Annotated in this window: 25 protein-coding genes; 2 read left to right on the plus strand and 23 right to left on the minus strand. The window is 31.6% G+C overall.

Going from position 1 to position 19,778, the window contains the following annotated elements; translation table 11 throughout:
* Nucleotides 1-71 precede the first annotated feature (71 nt).
* Nucleotides 72-455: an acyl-CoA thioesterase gene (locus ACN5J3_RS06990; RefSeq protein ID WP_344730465.1), complete on the minus strand. Its 384-nt coding sequence runs from the start codon at nt 453-455 to the stop codon at nt 72-74.
* A 3-nt stretch (nt 456-458) separates the two neighbouring features.
* Nucleotides 459-1,346, minus strand: a complete 888-nt coding sequence (locus ACN5J3_RS06995; RefSeq protein ID WP_418511264.1) for a DUF72 domain-containing protein — start codon at nt 1,344-1,346, stop codon at nt 459-461.
* A gap of 177 nt (nt 1,347-1,523) precedes the next feature.
* On the opposite strand from ACN5J3_RS06995, the gene ACN5J3_RS07000 reads away from it, so the two are divergent.
* Complete coding sequence (locus ACN5J3_RS07000; RefSeq protein ID WP_418511265.1) at nt 1,524-1,937, plus strand: glyoxalase; 414 nt, start codon at nt 1,524-1,526, stop codon at nt 1,935-1,937.
* Here ACN5J3_RS07000 and ACN5J3_RS07005 read toward each other — a convergent pair.
* The 6 genes from ACN5J3_RS07005 to ACN5J3_RS07030 form a co-directional block, all read right to left on the minus strand.
* Nucleotides 1,930-2,607 (minus strand): DUF2461 domain-containing protein, encoded by a 678-nt coding sequence (locus ACN5J3_RS07005; protein WP_418511266.1) that lies wholly within the window; start codon nt 2,605-2,607, stop codon nt 1,930-1,932. The two genes, ACN5J3_RS07000 and ACN5J3_RS07005, sit on opposite strands and share 8 nt — an antisense overlap.
* Nucleotides 2,608-2,687: 80 nt before the next feature.
* On the minus strand, nt 2,688-3,239 hold the full coding sequence (locus ACN5J3_RS07010) for a hypothetical protein (protein WP_418511267.1): 552 nt from the start codon (nt 3,237-3,239) through the stop codon (nt 2,688-2,690).
* 53 nt (nt 3,240-3,292) lie between these two features.
* Nucleotides 3,293-3,532, minus strand: a complete 240-nt coding sequence (locus ACN5J3_RS07015) for a hypothetical protein (RefSeq protein ID WP_417290922.1) — start codon at nt 3,530-3,532, stop codon at nt 3,293-3,295.
* A 48-nt stretch (nt 3,533-3,580) separates the two neighbouring features.
* Complete coding sequence (locus tag ACN5J3_RS07020) at nt 3,581-3,745, minus strand: DUF1328 domain-containing protein (protein ID WP_418509922.1); 165 nt, start codon at nt 3,743-3,745, stop codon at nt 3,581-3,583.
* Nucleotides 3,746-3,838: 93 nt separating this feature from the next.
* Nucleotides 3,839-4,342: a Dps family protein gene (locus tag ACN5J3_RS07025; RefSeq protein WP_417290921.1), complete on the minus strand. Its 504-nt coding sequence runs from the start codon at nt 4,340-4,342 to the stop codon at nt 3,839-3,841.
* A gap of 151 nt (nt 4,343-4,493) precedes the next feature.
* On the minus strand, nt 4,494-5,285 hold the full coding sequence (locus tag ACN5J3_RS07030) for a tRNA pseudouridine synthase A (protein WP_418511268.1): 792 nt from the start codon (nt 5,283-5,285) through the stop codon (nt 4,494-4,496).
* Nucleotides 5,286-5,388: 103 nt separating this feature from the next.
* Here ACN5J3_RS07030 and ACN5J3_RS07035 point away from each other — a divergent pair, with 103 nt between their 5' ends.
* Nucleotides 5,389-5,826 (plus strand): hypothetical protein, encoded by a 438-nt coding sequence (locus tag ACN5J3_RS07035; RefSeq protein ID WP_417290919.1) that lies wholly within the window; start codon nt 5,389-5,391, stop codon nt 5,824-5,826.
* Nucleotides 5,827-5,862: 36 nt separating this feature from the next.
* Here ACN5J3_RS07035 and hisIE read toward each other — a convergent pair whose 3' ends face one another.
* From hisIE to efp, 15 genes are all read right to left on the minus strand, one after another.
* Nucleotides 5,863-6,459 carry a bifunctional phosphoribosyl-AMP cyclohydrolase/phosphoribosyl-ATP diphosphatase HisIE gene (gene hisIE, locus ACN5J3_RS07040; protein WP_418511269.1) on the minus strand — a complete coding sequence of 199 codons (597 nt, stop codon included), beginning with the start codon at nt 6,457-6,459 and terminating at the stop codon, nt 5,863-5,865.
* A complete protein-coding gene (gene hisF / locus ACN5J3_RS07045; protein WP_418511270.1) occupies nt 6,459-7,214 on the minus strand; it encodes an imidazole glycerol phosphate synthase subunit HisF in 756 nt (251 codons plus the stop codon). The genes hisIE and hisF overlap by 1 nt, the downstream gene beginning before the upstream one ends.
* A 13-nt stretch (nt 7,215-7,227) precedes the next feature.
* Nucleotides 7,228-7,953: a 1-(5-phosphoribosyl)-5-[(5-phosphoribosylamino)methylideneamino]imidazole-4-carboxamide isomerase gene (hisA, locus tag ACN5J3_RS07050; protein ID WP_418511271.1), complete on the minus strand. Its 726-nt coding sequence runs from the start codon at nt 7,951-7,953 to the stop codon at nt 7,228-7,230.
* A 2-nt stretch (nt 7,954-7,955) separates the two neighbouring features.
* Nucleotides 7,956-8,537, minus strand: coding sequence for an imidazole glycerol phosphate synthase subunit HisH (gene hisH, locus ACN5J3_RS07055; protein ID WP_418511272.1), 582 nt, complete (start codon nt 8,535-8,537; stop codon nt 7,956-7,958).
* Between the two features lie 11 nt (nt 8,538-8,548).
* Nucleotides 8,549-9,685 carry a bifunctional histidinol-phosphatase/imidazoleglycerol-phosphate dehydratase HisB gene (gene hisB, locus ACN5J3_RS07060; protein WP_418511273.1) on the minus strand — a complete coding sequence of 379 codons (1,137 nt, stop codon included), beginning with the start codon at nt 9,683-9,685 and terminating at the stop codon, nt 8,549-8,551.
* Nucleotides 9,682-10,734, minus strand: coding sequence for a histidinol-phosphate transaminase (gene hisC, locus ACN5J3_RS07065; RefSeq protein ID WP_418511274.1), 1,053 nt, complete (start codon nt 10,732-10,734; stop codon nt 9,682-9,684). The genes hisB and hisC overlap by 4 nt, the downstream gene beginning before the upstream one ends.
* 1 nt (nt 10,735) lies before the next feature.
* On the minus strand, nt 10,736-12,019 hold the full coding sequence (gene hisD, locus ACN5J3_RS07070) for a histidinol dehydrogenase (protein WP_418511275.1): 1,284 nt from the start codon (nt 12,017-12,019) through the stop codon (nt 10,736-10,738).
* Nucleotide 12,020: 1 nt separating this feature from the next.
* Entirely contained in the window at nt 12,021-12,878 is an 858-nt protein-coding gene (hisG, locus tag ACN5J3_RS07075; RefSeq protein WP_418511276.1) for an ATP phosphoribosyltransferase, read from the minus strand.
* 271 nt (nt 12,879-13,149) lie between these two features.
* On the minus strand, nt 13,150-13,965 hold the full coding sequence (locus ACN5J3_RS07080; RefSeq protein WP_344730429.1) for a prohibitin family protein: 816 nt from the start codon (nt 13,963-13,965) through the stop codon (nt 13,150-13,152).
* A gap of 9 nt (nt 13,966-13,974) precedes the next feature.
* Nucleotides 13,975-16,002, minus strand: coding sequence for a VWA domain-containing protein (locus ACN5J3_RS07085; protein WP_418511277.1), 2,028 nt, complete (start codon nt 16,000-16,002; stop codon nt 13,975-13,977).
* Between the two features lie 3 nt (nt 16,003-16,005).
* Nucleotides 16,006-16,752, minus strand: coding sequence for a 3-oxoacyl-[acyl-carrier-protein] reductase (gene fabG / locus ACN5J3_RS07090; RefSeq protein ID WP_344730425.1), 747 nt, complete (start codon nt 16,750-16,752; stop codon nt 16,006-16,008).
* Between the two features lie 159 nt (nt 16,753-16,911).
* Nucleotides 16,912-17,784, minus strand: a complete 873-nt coding sequence (gene sucD / locus ACN5J3_RS07095) for a succinate--CoA ligase subunit alpha (RefSeq protein ID WP_344730423.1) — start codon at nt 17,782-17,784, stop codon at nt 16,912-16,914.
* A gap of 74 nt (nt 17,785-17,858) precedes the next feature.
* Complete coding sequence (locus tag ACN5J3_RS07100; protein ID WP_418509932.1) at nt 17,859-18,266, minus strand: nuclear transport factor 2 family protein; 408 nt, start codon at nt 18,264-18,266, stop codon at nt 17,859-17,861.
* 3 nt (nt 18,267-18,269) lie between these two features.
* Nucleotides 18,270-19,205, minus strand: coding sequence for a UDP-3-O-(3-hydroxymyristoyl)glucosamine N-acyltransferase (locus ACN5J3_RS07105; RefSeq protein ID WP_418511278.1), 936 nt, complete (start codon nt 19,203-19,205; stop codon nt 18,270-18,272).
* Nucleotides 19,206-19,210: 5 nt separating this feature from the next.
* Nucleotides 19,211-19,777: an elongation factor P gene (efp, locus tag ACN5J3_RS07110; protein ID WP_344730417.1), complete on the minus strand. Its 567-nt coding sequence runs from the start codon at nt 19,775-19,777 to the stop codon at nt 19,211-19,213.
* Nucleotide 19,778 lies beyond the last annotated feature (1 nt).

Raw genomic sequence — 19,778 nt, forward strand, 5'->3', positions numbered from 1 at the left:
TTTGGTTTTATAAGGCATTTACTATAATATACGAAATAGCTTACAGCTGTAGATGTTAACGATTGTTAATTCTACAATCTATCTTTAACAAACTCTACTTCTGTTTTACCATGAGCAGCTGGTTTTCCATCATTACCTAGATTTACCATAATAATATTGTCTACGGTAAGAATAGTTTCTCTAGTCATTTTGTTACGCGCTTCACACTTTAATGTTAAAGATGTTTTACCAAATTTTACTACCTCAATACCAAGTTCAATAATATCACCTTGCTTTGCAGAGCTCATAAAATTAATTTCAGAAATATATTTGGTAACAACTTTAGAGTTTTCTAGTTGTATAATAGTATATAATGCCGCCTCTTCATCTATCCAGGCAAGTAATTGTCCTCCAAATAATGTTTCATTAGGGTTTAAATCTTCTGGTTTTACCCATTTTCTTGTGTGAAATCTCATATGTTATAATAAAGTTTGTTGTTGATTATCATTAGGAATTTTAAGGTTACATCCTAATGTGCTATTCAATTGTTTTATAAAATAAGCTGATAATAAAGGGGATTCTTTTTCTATGTTTTGATGAATAAAGAAATCTATCTCTTTAATACCTTGCTCTTGCCATGAATTAAGTCTTTTTACCCAATCCTCAAGTCTTGTGTAGTCGCTTTCGTGATTTGCTCCTACATATCTAACAAATGCGGTTGCATTAGTAAGTCGCATGTGCATTAAATCACGTCTTCCTGCTGTATCAACGATGACATTGGATATGTTGTTTTTTTCTAATAAATCGTATAACTGATTTGAAACTACATCGTCATTATACCAATTGGTATGCCTAAACTCTATTGCAAGAGGCACTTCTTTTGGCCAGTTTTCAACAAAATGAACAACTCTGTCAAAATCTTTAGGCGCAAAATTGTTATGCATTTGTAAAAATATGGTTCCTAACTTTTCATGCAAATTTGAAGCATTATACAAGTAATTTTCTACAACTGCTTGCACCTCATTTAGTCGTTTCCAGTGACTTATTTCTTGATTTAATTTTGGGAAAAACTTAAAGTCATTAGGTGTTTTCTCATACCAAGTAGCAAATTGTTCTGCTGGAAAAATTCTGTAGAATGTAGCATTAAGCTCAATGGCATTAAACTGTCTGGAATAATATGCTAACTCATCTTTAGTGCCACGAGGATAAAATCCTTTTAAATCTGCCCTATTCCATTTGGCGCAACCTACATAAATTTCTGGTACGTTATCATCTTTTACATTATTTAAAACTCTAGCTGTATCAATATGATCTTGAGGCAACGTAAAGTCTATATCTTGTGGGTTGTTTACACTTCCAAATTTCATTGTGTAGCTATTTTTCTCAAAGATAGTTTATAAGTATCATTTTTTATGTAGAAATACATAGTTTGGTTCAATGCTTTAATACATAATTTCTATTTGTTGATAACCATGTTAACATCAAATTTTAAGGCACTCATTATGAGGATACATAATTTTTAAATTTAAAGAAAACTTTTTGACATGAACAGATCTTTAGACCTATTAAAATGTCGACCAGAAATTACTTCTGCTCTTTTTTTTGACTCTATGAGTAACGACGAACGTTTTCAAAATGCGACTTTACGACCAGTAATTAAACTACAAAACGACCTATTTGTTGCTGTATTTAGAAACTACGTAAATAAGCATAAAAATGTTTTTTATGATTTATCTATTGAAAAACAGATGGATTATATAGACAATGCCATTCATAAGGATATGAAGTTTAGAAATTCATTAAAAGGAATGGTTATTGGTCAATTTACTGTTGAAGAATATGCCTTTTATATAACGAACTCATCAGCACTAAATAAGCGTATGATGAATATTGTAAAAGAGCGCTTGTTTGACAACATACAAGTACTACAAAAACCCGAGGTTTTAAAGGCTATATAATAGACTCGCCGTTTAGGTTTGTAGTAAGCACATCGCTCATATAATCAAAGTATGGACGAATTGCTTTAAAGGCATCATCTACCTCATTTATAAACGTTGATGCAAGTACCTCCTTATCTGTAAATGTTTTTGTAAAGATGTATTGCTTCTTTTTTATTAGATCTATATCTGGGTGATTTTTGTCAAAATTTCTAGGTGCTGTTTTTAGTTCGTCACCTACTAAATCTCCCCAAGTGTTTTTTAAGGTTTTATTGTTTAGAATGGTACGCATTTCTGAAGAATCCATTTCTAATTCTTTTCTAATTCTTAAAAGGTCATCTTTATTAGGTTCCCAAAAACCTGTTGCAATAAATGATTTGTTTTCTGGCGCAATATGTAAATAATAACCACCTCGCAACTCTGGTTTTCGTCTGTGAAACGAACCTCCAAAATGTGTTTTATAAGGCAGCTTGTTTTTAGAAAAACGTACATCTCTGTATATTCTAAACATTTTTAGTTTATCAATATCATCATGAACTTTCATTTGTTCTAGGAGTTCATTATAAAAAACTTTAACGCTTTTCTCTATGGTTTTATATTCTGATTTATGCTCGTTAAACCAATCTCTGTTATTATTTTCTTGTAATGCTTTAAAAAAAGTGAAAGCCTCTTTAGGTATCAATAAACTCATTAATGCTGTTGTTTTTGCGATTTTAAAAATACAAAAAAGTCCCGCGATAAACGGGACTTTTTACTATTGCTTTTTGATTATTATTTTTTTATTAAAATAAAATCTTGTTTGACTAATTTATTAGTATTTGTGTCATAATACTCTATCGTAAAATTACCACTGTCTGTAAAGTAACCAATACCTGAATAATCATTAGTTTTAAAGAAATAATGATTTTCCTTACTAGACTTTATAATATTACCTAACGGTGACATATCTGATTTAGATTTAGTAGACACTAAAAAGCCTTCTGAATTCTTTTTAAAGTTATAAACCTTGTCATTAAACTCATAGTGTGCTGTTTCAAACTTTGAGTCATAATATGCATCGCCATCGTTATCAACCTCTAGTGTTTTTGTTACTTTTGAAGGAGAGTCAACCATGGTTTGGTTTACTTTATTTTTATCTTCTTCAGCAAGCTCTACTTGTTGTTCTTCTCTAGTAGTAAGCTTTACTTTTTTCTCGGTAATTTTTTTACCGTCATTAATTTTTACGGTTTTTATGTTTGTTTCTTCAGAAACATTCTTGGGCTTTTCTTGAGCATGGACTGATACCATGAACATAAAAGCTGTTATATATAATAGGGTTTTCATTGTTGTTATTTTTTGTGATTAAACAAGTTTTTAATAGTAATAATAGCTTAAAACTATTCGTCACCATCAAGCTTGTCTTCTACATTTTCTTTAGCCTCTTTTGCTGCATCTTTAACATCTTCAGATGCGTCTTTTACAGCGTCTTTGGTGTCTTCAGCAGCATCTTCAATTTCATCACCTGCTTCTTCAAATGTATCTTCTACTTTTTCTTTTGTTGTTTTTTCGTCTCTACAGCTTGTAAATACTGTGGTTATTGTAAATAATAATGCGAATGTTAATATAATACGTTTCATAATGTAATTTTTAATGGTTAATATTTAATAATTGTGGTTTGTGATTTTTTAACTTTTTTTCATTAATCCTCTTAATAGAGAGATTACAAAAAGTACTATAAATATGTAAAAACATATTTTTGCTATTCCAGCTGAAGCTCCGGCTATACCACCGAATCCTAAAATCCCAGCTATTAATGCAATAATGATAAATGTGATTGTCCAACGTAACATAGTTTCAAGTTTTTTAAATTGGTAAAAAGGTTAATGTGATATTATAACCCACTCTAATTATTAGAGGTTTTATGTTTGTTCTGAATGTGTGAATTAAATTTCTTGGGTAGATCGTTTTAATGATCCGTTTGTACTTTTCGTCCAAGCATTCAACATCCAGCTTGCTTTTTCTAATTCTCGAATGTAAGCACCTATAAGATCTATAGTTCCTTCATCTGATATGCTATCTGAAACTTCTATAACCTTATTCATTTGTTCTAATAAGATTTTGTGGTCATTTAAAGTTTCATTAACCATATCAACATCTGTTTTAAGGTTATCCTTTTCAGTAATTGAAGATGTTTGAAGATAATCACTTAATGTACTCATAGGATGATATCTTAAGGTTAAAATACGTTCTGCAATTTCATCTATTTTAACTTGTGCGTCGGTGTACAACTCTTCAAATTTAATGTGCAAATCAAAAAAGTTTTTACCTAATACATTCCAATGATTGCTTCGTAATTTTTGGTAGTAAATATGGTAATCTGCTAATAGCTTATTTAGTGCTACTACAACCGGTAATAATTTCTCATCTTTCATATTCAAATAACTCATAATTAAATTTTTATTGGTTTAACTTATTTACGAGTATAACTTATGGTCTAGATGACATTTGTCAAGCGATTTAACAAGCTTTAACGGAATTAAGAATTGATTAACATAAATTATGTTAAGTGAACAGGCTAATTGTTAAGGCATTTAACAATTAAGGTTGTTTAAAAGTAATACTATTTAGCATCAATCCTGATGCTGGTGCTATATAATCCATAACCTCTTTACTGTCTGCTTTAAGGCTATTTTCAATATAGTTTAATGAGACTTCACCTTTACCAAGTTTTATTAATACACCCATCATTAAGCGAATTTGATTTCTCATAAATCCTTGTCCTTTTACACGTAGTATATAAGACTTTTCTGGAAAAAAATTTGCCTTAAATATTGTGTTTTCTACAATTTCACAAGTAAGTACTTCTCTTGTATAAATACCGTTATCAGTAGCTCTAAAGCAGTATGGTTTGAAGTTATGTGTGCCTTCAAATAGTTTAGCACCTTGCATCATTAAGTCTATATTTAACTCATCTAGTATGGTTGTCATAATAGGCGCACAAAATGGATGCTGCTTTTGTGCATGGGTAAACAAATACAAGTATTCTTTTACTTTTGAATGTTGAATAATATTGAAAGAACTATCAACTTCTTTAATTGATAACGCGCGAATGTCTTGAGGTAAATTGTAATTAAACAATTTTAAAAACGCTGTGAAATCATCAATAGGTTCATCAAATAAAAATAGTTCAAAAGCTGCTTCTTGAGCAGAAACCATGGCATCTGTCCTACCAGAGCCTAATGTTTTAAAGCGCCTTCCTTCAAGAATGTAATTTAGAGTTTTATCAAGCATTAAATGAACCGTTTTTAAATTTGGTTGTTTTTGCCAACCATGAAAACGATAGCCTAAATATTGTATGGTTATAACGTAAAAGTATTTTTTAGTATTCAAAAAAAGGGGTGTTTTTTTAAGAGTTGAAAATTAATTTAAAATAATAGATGTGGCAAATTTTTCATAAATTGTATGTAGTTAACTAACAAACATTTTAATTATTATGAAAGAAATCTCAACAAACAAGCCCCCAATTTCTTTTTGGATTATAAGTATTCTAGCCTTTATTTGGAATATTATGGGTGTATTAGCTTACATAGGACAAGCTTATATGACAGAAGAGGATTTAGCTGTTTTGCCTGAAGCAGAACAAGCTTTATACACTAACGTTCCTGCTTGGGCAACAGCTGCATTTGCTGTTGGCGTATTTGCTGGAACTCTAGGTTGTTTATTTTTAATTTTAAGAAAAAAATGGGCTAAAAATCTCTTTTTTCTATCTTTTGTAGGTATTATTGTGCAAATGGTTTACAATCTTTTTATTAGCAAAGCTATAGAGGTTTATGGTCCTGGTGGCGCTATTATGCCAATTATGATATTGATTATAGCTGTGTTTTTAATTTGGTATACAAATAAATCTATTTATAAAAATTGGATTTCTTAAGTAGTGTTATTAAAAAATAAAAAAGGCATTAGAAATCTAATGCCTTTTTTTTAACTCTTTTACCACATCTGATAAAGAAAAGCCTTTTGCTTGTAGCAAAATCAAATAGTGAAATAGCAAGTCTGCGCTTTCGTTTAAAAACAATGCATCATTATTGTCTTTTGCTTCAATAACAACTTCTACGGCTTCCTCTCCTACTTTTTGAGCAATTTTATTAATACCTTTTTCAAATAATGAAGCTACATAAGATTCATTAGGTTTAAAATTTTCCTTTCGGTCTTTTATAGTTGCTTCTAACTTTGAAATAAAACCAAATGATGATGTGTTTTCTTCATTCCAACAGGTATCGCTTCCTGTATGACATGTTGGTCCAGATGGTTTTACTTGAACCAACAAGGTGTCATTATCACAATCTATTTTAATGTTTTCTAATTGTAACACATTACCACTTTCTTCTCCTTTTGTCCATAATCGTTGTTTTGTTCTGCTATAAAATGTTACCAATCCAGTTTTTAGTGTTTTTTTATAGGCTTCATCATTCATGTAGCCTAACATTAATACTGTTTTTGTTTCAACATCTTGTATAATGGCTGGAACAAGTCCGTCTTTGTTTTTATCAAAATTAATAGTCATTACAATCTAACTTCTATATTATTGTTTTTTAATTCTTGCTTTAAATCTATAATTGGAATATCTCCAAAATGAAATACACTAGCGGCTAAAGCAGCGTCTGCCTTACCTTTTTTAAACGCATCTATAAAGTGCTGTTTAGAGCCTGCGCCACCAGAAGCAATTATTGGAATGCATAATTCTTGTGACAACGCTGAAAGCGCTTCATTAGCAAATCCGTTTTTTGTGCCATCATGATCCATTGAGGTAAATAAAATCTCTCCTGCTCCTCGTTGTTCTACTTCTTTTGCCCAAACAAATAAATCGAGATTTGTAGGAATAGTTCCTCCTGCTAAATGCACTTTCCATGTACCATCAATTTGCTTTGCATCAATAGCCACGACAACACATTGGCTTCCGAATTTATTTGCCAATTCGTTTATTAACTCCGGACGTTTTATTGCTGAAGAATTTACTGATATTTTATCTGCACCATTTTTAAGCAATATATCAACATCTTCTACTGAAGAAATGCCACCACCAACTGTAAATGGTATATTGACTTGTTCTGCTATTTTTAAAACCATATCTCTTGTAGTTTTTCTGGCTTCTTGCGTAGCAGATATGTCTAAAAAGACCAATTCATCAGCACCATTAAGAGCATATTGTTTTGCCAAAACCACTGGATCTCCAGCATCGCGTAAATTAACAAAATTTACACCTTTTACTGTGCGTCCGTTTTTTATATCTAAACATGGAATAATACGTTTGGTTAACATATACTTCTACTTATTATTTTTCTAAATCTTTTAAGTTTATTCGGCCTTCATAAAGTGCTTTACCAATAATAACTGCTTCACAACCTAAATCCTCAAGTTTATTTATATCATCTATAGATGTTACGCCTCCAGAAGCTATGAGTTTTATTGATTGCACATCGCTACTAGAACAACTTTGAATAATTTCTTTATACAAATCAAAAGCTGGTCCTTCTAGCATACCGTCTTTAGCTATATCTGTACAAACAACATAGCGAACCCCTTTTTTTTGGTTATTCTTTATAAACGATACAACCTCTATATTACTACTTACTTGCCAACCACTGATGGCTATTTTTCTATCCTCGCAGTCAGCTCCTAAAATAATTTTAGAGCCACCGTATTTATCTAGCCAACCCTGAAAAGTTTCAACATCATTAACAGCAATGCTTCCTCCTGTAATTTGTCTTGCACCAGAATTAAAAGCTATATGCAAATCTTCATTAGACTTTAAGCCTCCTCCAAAATCAATTTTTAAACTAGTTTTAGACGCTATTTGCTCTAGCACTCTATAATTTACTATATGCTTTGCTTTTGCTCCATCTAAATCTACCAAATGTAAATATTCAATGCCAGCACCTTCAAACTGTTTGGCAACTTCTACAGGGTTTTCATTATATATTTTTTTTGTGTTGTAATCACCTTTTGTTAAGCGCACACATTTTCCACCTATAATATCTATTGCGGGTATAATTCTCATAATTACAAGTCTAAAAAGTTTTTTAAAATTTGTTCGCCTGCATGTGATGATTTTTCTGGGTGAAATTGTACTCCATAAAAATTATCTTTTTGTAATGCCGTTGCGTACTCAAAACCATAATTAGTGGTTGCTATAGTCATCTCGCTTTTTGGAGCATAATAACTATGAACAAGGTACATATATTCTTGGTTCTTTATATTATGAAATAAATTTGTTTTCATATTGTAAATTGTATTCCAACCCATTTGAGGAACTTTAAATTGATTTGAAAACTTTTTTACAGAAACATCAAAAATCCCTAAACCTTTGGTGTTACCCTCTTCTGTTTCATGACACATAAGTTGCATTCCCAAACAAATACCTAATACAGGTTGTTTTAACTTGGGAATTATCAAATCAAGTTGAGATTCTTTTAATTTTTTCATAGCACTGCTAGCTTCACCAACTCCAGGAAAAACAACCTTATCTGCTTGCTGTATAGCTTCTGAATCTTTTGATAACACAGCATCTAAACCAATTCGTTTGAAAGCAAACTGAACACTCTTTATGTTTCCTGCGCCATAATCTATTATTACTACTTTCATAAAAATTGTTTTTAAAGCATTCCTTTTGTTGATGGTAAAATCATTTTCTCAACATCGCGTTTTATAGCCATTTTAATTGCTTTTGCAAAAGCCTTGAATATCGCTTCAATTTTGTGATGCTCATTGGTTCCTTCTGCTTTAATGTTTAAGTTGCATTTGGCGCCATCAGTAAATGATTTAAAAAAGTGATAGAACATTTCTGTAGGCATCTTCCCTATCATTTCGCGCTTAAAATCAGCTTCCCAAACAAGCCAATTTCTTCCTCCAAAGTCAATAGCCGCTTGAGCATAGCAGTCATCCATTGGTAAGCAAAACCCGTAGCGTTCTATCCCTAATTTATTTGCTAATGCCTTATTAAAAACTTCGCCTAAAGCTATGGCTGTGTCTTCTATAGTGTGGTGTTCATCAACTTCTAAATCGCCTTTTACATGAATATCTAAATCAAGTTGACCATGACGTGCTATTTGATCAAGCATATGGTCAAAAAATGCAATACCTGTCTTTATTTTGCTATTCCCAGTACCATCTAGATTAAGAGCAATTTTTATTTGAGTTTCATTAGTGTTTCTTTCTATGCTCGCTGTTCTATCTTCGGCTTTTAAGAATGTGTATATTTTTTCCCAATCGTTAGTTTCTAACGCAATGAAACTATTTAAATCGTTTTGATTTATAGTAACTTCATCTGTTCCTAAAAACGTATTATCATTTATGTAAATGCCTTTTGCTCCTAAATTTTTCGCTAATTCTACATCAGTTAAGCGATCACCTATAACAAAAGAGTTTTCTAAATCATAATCTTTAGAGAAATACTTGGTCAGCAAACCTGTATTTGGCTTTCTTGTAGGCGCATTATCTTTAGCAAACGTTTTATCAATAAGCTGTTCATCAAACGTTATGCCTTCGTTTTTAAATGTTTCAATGATGAAATTATGAACAGGCCAAAAAGTTTCTTCAGGAAAAACAGCAGTTCCTAAACCATCTTGATTTGTAATCATGACGATTTCATAATCTAACTCTTTGGCGATTTTGCTTAAAAACTGAAACACTTTAGGGTAAAAAATAAGTTTGCTAAATGCATCTATTTGCTCATCAGCAGGTTCTTTTATAAGTGTGCCATCGCGGTCTATAAATAATACTTTTTTGCTCATGCTATGTATTTTAGTGCTTGTATAAGCTTGTTGTTTTCTTCTTTTGTGCCAACTGTAATTCGTAAGCAGTTTTCACATCCTAATTGATTTGTTCTGTTACGAACAACAATTCCTGTTTTTATTAATTGATTATAACGCGTTGTTGCATTATCTACCTTGATTAAGATGAAATTAGCATCAGATGGATAGATTTTATCAATAAAACTAATCGATTTTAATGCTTCTATTATTCGCACTCTTGATTCTAATAACGTTTGAACTTGTTCATTAACAGTTTTTAAATTATTGAGGTGTTTTAAAGCGCACTCTTGTGTTAGTTCATTAACATTATAAGGTGGCTTAATTTTATTTAAAACCGAAATAATCTCAACTGAAGCATAGCAAACGCCTAGCCTAATCCCAGCTAAACCGTAAGCTTTTGAGAGTGTTTGTGTTACTATTAAATTTGGGAATTCATTTATTCTATTCAACCAACTTTCATTTTTTGAAAAATCAATATATGCTTCATCAATTACAACAATGCCTTTGAAATTACTTATTAGTTTTTCAATTTTAGAAGATTCAAAACTATTAGCAGTCGGATTGTTAGGAGAACATAAAAACAATAGTTTGGTTTGCTCATTTGACGCTCGTAAAACGTCATCAACTTTTGGTTGAAAATCAAGTGTGTTTAGAGGCACTTCTATATTTTCAACAGCATTAATATCTGCTAAAACACTATACATTCCGTACGTTGGTGGCAATGTGATAATTTTATCACAATTGGGTTCACAAAATGCTCTAAAAGTTAAATCTAACACTTCATCGCTTCCATTACCTAACAGAATTTGCGACTGTGGTATTTTCTTTATGTCTGCCAAACGCTGTTTTAAAGTTGTTTGTTGCGGATCTGGATATCTATTTACACCATTTTCAAATGGGTTTTCATTGGCATCTAGAAACATCATATCAGAACGTAAATCTTTGTATTCATCTCTAGCTGAAGCATATGGCTTAATGGTTTTAATATTAGATCTTACCAACTTGTTTATATCAAAAAGTGCATTCATATTATTTCAAATCTTTTAATCTAATTGATACAGCATTTTTGTGTGCCTGAAGCCCTTCTGCTTCAGCCATAAGTTCAATAGTATTTCCTATGTTTTTTAAGCCTTCAGAGGTTATTTTTTGAAAAGTAATACTCTTTGTAAAACTATCTAAATTGACACCAGAATAGGCTTTACTAAAGCCGTTTGTAGGTAATGTGTGATTGGTTCCTGAAGCATAATCGCCCGCGCTTTCTGGTGTGTAATTCCCTATAAAAACAGAACCTGCATTTTGAATACCATCAATAATATATGTTTCGTTTTTAGAACAAATAATAAAATGTTCAGGAGCATAATCATTAATTAAATCAAGAGCAACAGCATCTGACTCAACATAAATTAATTTAGAGTTAGCAATGGCTTGCTTGGCTATGTCTAGTCTTGGTAATTCACGTATTTGTTTTTCTATTTCGGTTTCAACATTTGTAATAAGCATTTTTGATGTAGAAACTAAAACAACTTGGCTATCTGTACCATGCTCTGCTTGGCTTAATAAATCAGAAGCTACATAACTTGCATTGGCAGAGTCATCCGCAAAAACTAAAAGTTCGCTTGGTCCGGCAGGCATATCAATAGCGACATCAAATTTGGTTGCTAGCTGCTTTGCAACGGTTACAAACTGATTTCCAGGACCGAAAATTTTATATACTTTAGGAATGGTTTCTGTCCCAAAGGTTAAACCTGCTATGGCTTGAATACCACCAACCTTTATAATTTTTGTGACTCCACAAAGTTGTGCGGCATATAATATTTCGTTAGCAATCTGACCTTCTTTATTTGGCGGCGAACATAAAACAATGTCTTTACAACCTGCAATTTGAGCAGGAACAGCAAGCATTAATACGGTTGAAAACAAAGGAGCTGTTCCGCCTGGAATGTACAAACCAACTTTTTGAATTGGGCGTTTTTCTTGCCAACAACTAACACCTGGTGTTGTTTCTATTTGAATTTTTCTTGTTTTTTGAGCAGCGTGAAAGCTTTCAATATTCTGTTTTGCAGTTGAAATAGCTAACTTTAGTTCGTTTGAAATTTGACTGCCAGCTGCATTAATTTCATCTGTAGTAACCACACTATTAGTTAGCTTAACACCATCAAATAGCGCTGTATATTTTGATATAGCTTTGTCACCATTTCGCTTAACATCAATAAAAATTTGATTTACAGTATTTTCAATGTTTTCAACTGTTTGAGCTGGTCTTTGTAATATGTCTGACCAATTTTCTCTTTTAGGGTTTATAAGTGTTTTCATATTAAATTACCATATTATCAATTGGACAAACAAGAATTCCTTGAGCTCCGTTAGCCTTAAGCTCATCTATAATCTCCCAAAATTCATTTTTATTAATTACCGAGTGTATCGAGCTCCAGCCCTTTTCTGCTAAAGGTAAAACCGTTGGGCTTTTCATACCTGGTAATATTTTTATTATATCATTAAGTTTTTCATCAGGCGCATTTAGTAACACATACTTTGATTGTCTCCCTTTTAAAACCGATTGAAATCGAAATTGTAATCTGTCTAGAATAGCTTGATTTTCTTCAGAAATTAATGGTGAAGCAGCCAAAACAGCTTCAGATTTTAAAATGACTTCAACTTCTTTTAAGTTGTTCTTAAAAAGCGTGCTACCACTAGAAACAATATCTACAATAGCATCGGCAAGTCCGATATTAGGAGCTATTTCAACAGAGCCGTTTATGATATGAAGATTGGCTTCTACCTTATTTGACTTTAAAAATTGATTAACTGTATTAGGGTAAGATGTAGCAATGCGCTTTCCTTGTAAGTTGCTAATGCTTTCGTATTTAAAAGATTTAGGAACAGCAACTGATACTTTACAAGTTGAGAAACCTAGCTTTTCAATAATAGCTATATCTTGTCCTTTTTCAATAAGCACATTTTCACCAATTATTGCTGCATCTACAACACCATCACGCAAGTATTGCGGAATATCTCCATTACGTAAATAAAAAACTTCTAAAGGGAAATTCCTGGCTGAAGCTTTGAGTTGATCTTTACCATTATCTATTGAAATACCTACATCTTTTAGGATTTTCATTGAATCCTCGTGAAGTCTTCCTGATTTTTGAACCGCTATTTTTAATTTACTCATACTGTATCCCGAGAAAGCGGGAAGCTTTTGTTTGTGCTTGAGTAAACCTTATGGAGTGTTTTTAATTAAAAAAAAGAAACCCGCTTGATTTACTCAAACGGGTTTAAAATATATTTAGATTTATTCAATACATTTTCAGCTCGCTTGAGTGCAAGTATGAAAATGATTATGATGTAATTGAATAAATGTCATGTTTTTGTTTTGTGAGTACAAAGATTTTAAAATTATTTTTTAAAATCCAAATATTGCTTTGTTAATTTTTATTTAATCATTATTGATTGCCCAAAATAATTGGCATTCCGCTGTCTCCAGAACCAATTACAATTACTTTGCTATTACTTGATTCTGAAAGCTTTACAGTAGCTTCAATTCCTTTGTCTTGAAGTATTTTGTCGGTAAGTGATGCACTTAAAATCTTGTTTGCATCAGCTTTACCTTGAGCTTCTATTCGTTGGCGTTCAGCTTCTTTTTGAGCTGTTACTAATCTAAACTCATACTCTAAAGACTCTTGTTCTTGTTTTAATTTACGCTCAATAGCTTGCTTAATAGTTGGAGGCAATGTCACATCACGCACTAAAATTTCATCTAAAACAATATATTGATCATCAACGATTTTTTTTGTCTCCTCAAAAATTTCTTTCTGTATCGCATCTCTTTTAGAAGAATATAATTGCTCTGGTGTATAGCGTCCTACAACACTTCTTGCTGCAGAACGAATGGTAGGTAAAATAATACGTTGTAAATAATCATCACCAATTTCTTGGTGTAATTTACCTAAATCCTTTACATCTGGTTTATACCAAGCTGAAGCATCTAATTGAATATCTAATCCGTTTGAAGATAAAACCTTCATTTTTTCAAAAATCTCTTGACGTCTTACTTCATATACATGCACTTTATTCCAAGGAGCAACAATATGAAAGCCTTCTCCTAATGGTGGTTCATCAGTAACAACACCACCTCCAAATGTTTTATAAAGCACACCTGCTTCACCAGAACCAATGGTTACTGCTGATTTTGAAATTGCTATTACTAGTATGACTAAACCTATAATTATAGGCAATCCTATTTTTGGTAATCTTTCCATAGTTTTTATTTAAGTTAATCCGTTATATTTTCTTATGAACCATTCTTGGGTTAAGCTTAATAATATTAGACCTAACAAGTAAATCCAATCTATCAGTGGTACTGTACTTTTATTACTCTTTTGAATGGTTGTATATCTTGAGTCTGATAATAAATCTGTTATTAAAGCATCTGTATTATCTGTAAAAAAAGCTTTTCCTTGACTATTAGTAGCTAAAGCTTGTAGGTTTGTTACATTTGCGTTTACAAATTGCTTTTCTATATCATAGTTTATAATCTTAAAACTTCCTGATTTTGATATATTCTCGTTTGTGGCTTTTACCGTAAAGTTATAGTCTCCAGATGGTAAATTACTTAAATCTGCTTGATAATTATTATTTTTTAAGATAAGTGGAAACGTTGTAACAGCTTCTGTAAGTTTGTTTTTTACAGAAATATTTAATGTTTCTCTGGTATCAAATTCGTAATTTTTATTGAAATACTGTGCTTTAATGATAACTTGATTACTGCCTTCGTAAAACGACTCATAATCAAGATTCAATCTATCTCTACGTTTTTTTGACGCTAAATAAAGTACTAGTTTTCCTATTAAATTATCAAACTCTTGAAATGATTTTGTATTCAAGTAACTTTGAGAGCGCCATTTCCAAATATTTTCTCCCAAAAGCACAGCTTCTCGCCTATTGTTAACATCTAAAGTAACCATCAAAGGCTTCTCTGTTGTGATGTTTCCTAATTTTTTATACAATATTGTTTGATAAGGCGTTGAGAATGTTACGTCACCAAAAGTAGAAAGTAACGGTGGAAACGACTCAAAATCTAAATCTGGTAAAACAAACGCACTATAATTTACATTAGATACACCTTGATAGTTTTCAGTTTGTGTTGTAATATCATGCTTATAGTTATTGCTGACACTATTTAAAAAATTCCAATCAGTTTTTGGTCCAGTGACTATAAATGAGCTTAAATTTTCACTATTAATCAACTCAAAAACAGACTTAAACTTATTATTAGGTTGATACAATATAAGTAATTGAAAATCATTTATTTGATTTTCAAAATAATCAGGTTTTAAAATTATAACTTCACGTTGCTCGTTACGTTCTATGCTTCGTTTTAAAACACCAATATCTGGATGAGAAAAATCACTAATTAAAGCTACTTTTGTTTTTTCATCTATAACTTCTATTGCAAAATTTTTGACATTGTTAGTGGTGTTTTTTTCATTTTCTAATACCGAGATTGAGGCTTGGTAAGAAAATACGCCTACTTGATTTGCTGGTAAATTATGTGATACAACTTTAGAGTTGTTATCTTTTGATAAATGAATAGTCTCCTTTACGATTGTAGCAGTTCCGCTAGTTATTTTAAAATCTGCTGTGATTGCTTTTTCTCCATTGTACACCAAAATAGTCTCAACTGGAAACTTATTTTTTAAATAGGCGTATTTATTCACATTAAGCTGCTGAATTTTTAGATCAGCATACTTTGTAGTATCTCCTAAAATTACAGGATAAATAGGTTGTTTTAATTTATTTGCTGAAAACGTATAATCAGCACCATAGGTTTGGTTACCATCTGTTAGTAATACAACTGGAGCTACTGTATGTTTATATACTTGAGATAAACCTGTAAAAACCTTATCTATATTGGTTTGTTTTTCATTAAAACTAAAAGAATCTATAGCATTTAGTTCTTTTCCAAATGAAAAAACATCTACTTGAAACTTATCAGTAAGCTCCTTATTTGCTTTTAATTCACTTACAAACTGCGATAATTTTTCACTCTGGTTTAAATAGCGCATTGAAGAAGAATTATCAACCGCTAAAACCAAGTTAGGTTTTTGATTAAATATATTAGTTTTTTCAACTTTAGGATTAATAATTAATAATAGAATTGAAAAAACAGTAATAAACCTTAATAAAATTAAAACAGGATAAGGCTTTGATTTCCGTTTTTTATAATACTGAAATAGCGCTAATGATAGCGCTATGATTCCAGATAATATGATATATATTAAAACGGTTGTTGCCATAAATTACGTTAGCATTCCTCCGTCAACATTAATAGTTTGTCCTGTAACGTAAGCACTCATATCACTTGCTAAAAACACGCATACATTTGCGATATCTTCAGGAGTACCACCACGCTTTAAAGGAATAGCATCTCTCCAACCTTTTACAGTATTTTCATCTAGCTTTGCTGTCATTTCGGTTTCAATAAAACCAGGTGCAATCACGTTGCTTCTTATATTTCTTGAGCCTAATTCTAATGCTACAGATTTTGAAAAACCTATAATACCTGCTTTTGAAGCTGCATAATTAGTCTGTCCAGCATTTCCTTTGACACCTACAACAGAACTCATATTAATGATTGAGCCTTGACGCTGTTTAAGCATAGTACGTTGAACAGCTTTGGTCATATTAAAAACAGATTTTAAGTTTACTTCTATAACTTTATCAAAATCCTCTTCACTAATACGCATTAAAAGGTTGTCTTTAGTAATTCCTGCATTGTTTATTAAAACATCTATACTACCAAACTCTTGTACTACGGCATCAGCTAATTCTTGAGCTTGAGCAAAATCAGCGGCATTGCTCTGATACCCTTTAGCTTTTACACCTAAATCATTTAATTCTTTTTCTAATGCATTAGCAGCTTCAACTGAAGAGCTATAAGTAAAAGCAATGTTTGCACCTTGTTGTGCAAAAACTTCTGCAATACCTTTTCCTATACCACGACTTGCTCCTGTTATTATAGCGGTTTTTCCTTGTAATAATTTCATTTTATAAAAAATACGATTAGTTCAAATGTTTTTTATATCTATTGATATGATAAACCAAAGATAATAAATACAAGTTGCATCAAATAAAAAAACCTTACAAGATTTTGTAAGGTTTTTAACAGTTACACTGAATTTGTTTCAGTCTATATTTTAAGATTATTAGCCAATAACTTCAGCTACTTTCTTACCAATTTCAGCAGGAGAATCTACTACGTGAATTCCGCAGTCTCTCATGATAGCTTTTTTGGCTTGAGCTGTATCATCGCTACCACCTACTATGGCTCCAGCATGTCCCATTGTACGTCCAGCAGGTGCTGTTTCACCAGCAATAAATCCTACAACTGGTTTTTTACTTCCGCTTTCTTTGTACCATTTAGCAGCATCAGCTTCTAACTGACCTCCTATTTCACCAATCATAACAACAGCTTCAGTTTCTGGATCGTTAATTAGTAATTCAACAGCTTCTTTAGTTGTTGTTCCTATAATAGGGTCTCCACCAATACCAATAGCAGTTGTAATTCCAAGACCTTGTTTTACTACTTGGTCAGCAGCTTCGTAAGTTAAAGTACCTGATTTTGAAACGATACCTACTTTACCTTGCTTGAATACAAAACCTGGCATAATACCAACTTTAGCTTCACCTGGCGTTATAACTCCTGGACAGTTTGGCCCAATTAAACGACAATCTTTATCTTTAATGTAATCAGCAGCTTTAATCATATCAGCAACAGGAATACCTTCTGTAATTGTAATAATTACTTTAATTCCTGCATTAGCTGCTTCCATAATGGCATCAGCAGCAAATGCTGGTGGTACAAAAATAATAGTTGTATCAGCTCCAACTTGGTCAACAGCATCTTGTACTGTATTAAAAACTGGTTTGTCTAAATGTGTTTGTCCTCCTTTTCCTGGAGTAACACCACCAACAACGTTGGTTCCGTATTCAATCATTTGACTTGCGTGAAATGTACCTTCACTTCCTGTAAATCCTTGAACAATTATTTTTGAATCTTTATTAACTAAAACGCTCATTTTTTGTTATTAATTTTTATTGTTTTATTAAACATGTCAAAAGTACATTTTTGACAGCTATTTATAAAGTGTTTTTAGATTTTTATTTCTGCAAAAGAGTTTATTTTTAAAGCATAGTCATCTGCAAGTTGACTTATCTCGTATCCTTTATAAAGTTTTCCTTCTTTTACTTCCCATATACTCATGTAATGAGCTAAGGCAATTTCTTCATCTTCGTTCTCTATAGTGTTACCATAGGTTGTGTAACGTGTTGTTACAAAATTATCTTCTTGAAGTAAGTGACTTATTTCTGTTCTTATTTGCTTATATGAACTTGATAAGTCATTAAAAAACGTTTCTAGCTCTTTAAACCCTAACACTAAAAAACCTTTACTACTATTCCAGTGTAAGCAACAATCTTCATGAAAAAACGTGTTCAAATTACCTGTAATTTCTTCTATGTTAGAATTATAATAGTTTTGAACAACGCTTTTAGAATTCATTTTTTATAAGTTTTTCAGTTTTTTGATAATTTCAGGTATTCGCTTTATTGAAGCTAACTCTTTTAGTTTTACTCTAGCTTCTTCTACAGGTGTACCAAAATATGTGGTATTACCTTTTATAGATTTGGTTACACCGGTTTGCCCTAAAACAATGGCCTTTTTACCTATGCGTATTCCACTAGTTGTACCTACTTGCCCCCAAATGGTTACTTCATCTTCAATAACACAACAACCAGCAATACCAACGTGAGATGCAATTAAGCATTTTTCACCTATGACTGTATCATGACCAACTTGAATGTGGTTATCTAACTTTGAACCACGACCTATTATAGTATCTCCTGTTACTCCTTTATCAATTGAACATAAAGCTCCTATATCTACATTATCTTTTATAACAACTCTTCCTCCAGAAAGTAATTGATCATATCCGCTTGGTCTATTTTTATAATAAAAAGCATTAGCTCCTATTACTGTACCTGCATGTATAGTCACATTATCACCTATAACCGTGTCATCATATATACTTACATTTGAATGGATAACACAATTATCACCTATAATAACATTATTACCAATAAAAGTATTAGGTTGTATTATGGTATTTTTTCCTAGTGAAGCTGTTTCAGAAATTGTAACTGATGAAGGCTTGAAAGGCTTAAAATACTGCGTAAGCTTATTAAAATCTCTAAAAGGATCATCACTTATTAATAATGCTTTTCCTTCAGGACAAGAAACTTCTTTGTTGATTAATATTATTGTAGCAGCTGATTCTAAAGCTTTGTCATAATATTTAGGGTGGTCAACAAAAACAATATCACCTGGTTCAACAACATGAATTTCATTCATGCCTAGAACCTGAAAATCAGAATCTCCAACAAATTTACATTGTATTAAATTTGCTATTTGAGATAATGTATTTGGTTTTGGAAACTTCACTAGAATTATTCTTTAATACGCTCTTTGTAAGTTCCTTTTTCGGTTTCTATTTTTATTTTATCACCTTCATTAATAAAAAGAGGTACATTTACTTCTGCTCCAGTTTCTACAGTGGCTGGTTTTGTTGCATTAGTAGCTGTATTTCCTTTTACTCCTGGTTCAGTATGTGTTACTTCAAGTATTACACTTGCAGGCATTTCAACTGAAAGCGGCATATTATCTTCTGTATTAATAAGAATTGTTACAACTTCTCCTTCTTTCATTAAATCAGGACGATCTAATGCTGCTTCTGATAAACGTATTTGTGTGTAATCTGCTTCGTTCATAAAATGATAAAACTCTCCATCATTGTATAAGTATTGAAATTTATGAGTTTCAACACGAACGTCTTCTATTTTATGACCTGCAGAGAATGTGTTATCTACAACTTTCCCGGTAGTAACACTCTTTAATTTTGTTCTTACAAAGGCAGGACCTTTTCCTGGTTTTACGTGTAAAAACTCTATAATTTTATAAATGTCGTGATTGAATCTGATACACAATCCGTTTCTAATATCTGATGTATTTGCCATA

The organism is Corallibacter sp. (genome assembly GCF_048381695.1).
Taxonomy (GTDB): Bacteria; Bacteroidota; Bacteroidia; order Flavobacteriales; family Flavobacteriaceae; genus Corallibacter; species Corallibacter vietnamensis.

Coding starts and splice junctions, on each gene's coding strand:
- ACN5J3_RS07005 (WP_418511266.1), bottom strand. CDS start 2,607: ATGAGTTTATTGATACCTAAAGAGGCTTTCACTTTTTTTAAAGCATTA.
- sucD (WP_344730423.1), bottom strand. CDS start 17,784: ATGAGCGTTTTAGTTAATAAAGATTCAAAAATAATTGTTCAAGGATTT.
- efp (WP_344730417.1), bottom strand. CDS start 19,777: ATGGCAAATACATCAGATATTAGAAACGGATTGTGTATCAGATTCAAT.
- hisC (WP_418511274.1), bottom strand. CDS start 10,734: ATGAATGCACTTTTTGATATAAACAAGTTGGTAAGATCTAATATTAAA.
- ACN5J3_RS07080 (WP_344730429.1), bottom strand. CDS start 13,965: ATGGAAAGATTACCAAAAATAGGATTGCCTATAATTATAGGTTTAGTC.
- ACN5J3_RS07000 (WP_418511265.1), top strand. CDS start 1,524: ATGAACAGATCTTTAGACCTATTAAAATGTCGACCAGAAATTACTTCT.
- hisD (WP_418511275.1), bottom strand. CDS start 12,019: ATGAAAACACTTATAAACCCTAAAAGAGAAAATTGGTCAGACATATTA.
- hisG (WP_418511276.1), bottom strand. CDS start 12,878: ATGAGTAAATTAAAAATAGCGGTTCAAAAATCAGGAAGACTTCACGAG.
- hisB (WP_418511273.1), bottom strand. CDS start 9,685: ATGAGCAAAAAAGTATTATTTATAGACCGCGATGGCACACTTATAAAA.
- ACN5J3_RS06990 (WP_344730465.1), bottom strand. CDS start 455: ATGAGATTTCACACAAGAAAATGGGTAAAACCAGAAGATTTAAACCCT.
- ACN5J3_RS07035 (WP_417290919.1), top strand. CDS start 5,389: ATGAAAGAAATCTCAACAAACAAGCCCCCAATTTCTTTTTGGATTATA.
- ACN5J3_RS07025 (WP_417290921.1), bottom strand. CDS start 4,342: ATGAGTTATTTGAATATGAAAGATGAGAAATTATTACCGGTTGTAGTA.
- hisA (WP_418511271.1), bottom strand. CDS start 7,953: ATGAGAATTATACCCGCAATAGATATTATAGGTGGAAAATGTGTGCGC.
- hisH (WP_418511272.1), bottom strand. CDS start 8,537: ATGAAAGTAGTAATAATAGATTATGGCGCAGGAAACATAAAGAGTGTT.
- ACN5J3_RS06995 (WP_418511264.1), bottom strand. CDS start 1,346: ATGAAATTTGGAAGTGTAAACAACCCACAAGATATAGACTTTACGTTG.
- hisF (WP_418511270.1), bottom strand. CDS start 7,214: ATGTTAACCAAACGTATTATTCCATGTTTAGATATAAAAAACGGACGC.
- hisIE (WP_418511269.1), bottom strand. CDS start 6,459: ATGACTATTAATTTTGATAAAAACAAAGACGGACTTGTTCCAGCCATT.
- ACN5J3_RS07010 (WP_418511267.1), bottom strand. CDS start 3,239: ATGAAAACCCTATTATATATAACAGCTTTTATGTTCATGGTATCAGTC.
- ACN5J3_RS07020 (WP_418509922.1), bottom strand. CDS start 3,745: ATGTTACGTTGGACAATCACATTTATCATTATTGCATTAATAGCTGGG.
- ACN5J3_RS07100 (WP_418509932.1), bottom strand. CDS start 18,266: ATGAATTCTAAAAGCGTTGTTCAAAACTATTATAATTCTAACATAGAA.
- fabG (WP_344730425.1), bottom strand. CDS start 16,752: ATGAAATTATTACAAGGAAAAACCGCTATAATAACAGGAGCAAGTCGT.
- ACN5J3_RS07085 (WP_418511277.1), bottom strand. CDS start 16,002: ATGGCAACAACCGTTTTAATATATATCATATTATCTGGAATCATAGCG.
- ACN5J3_RS07015 (WP_417290922.1), bottom strand. CDS start 3,532: ATGAAACGTATTATATTAACATTCGCATTATTATTTACAATAACCACA.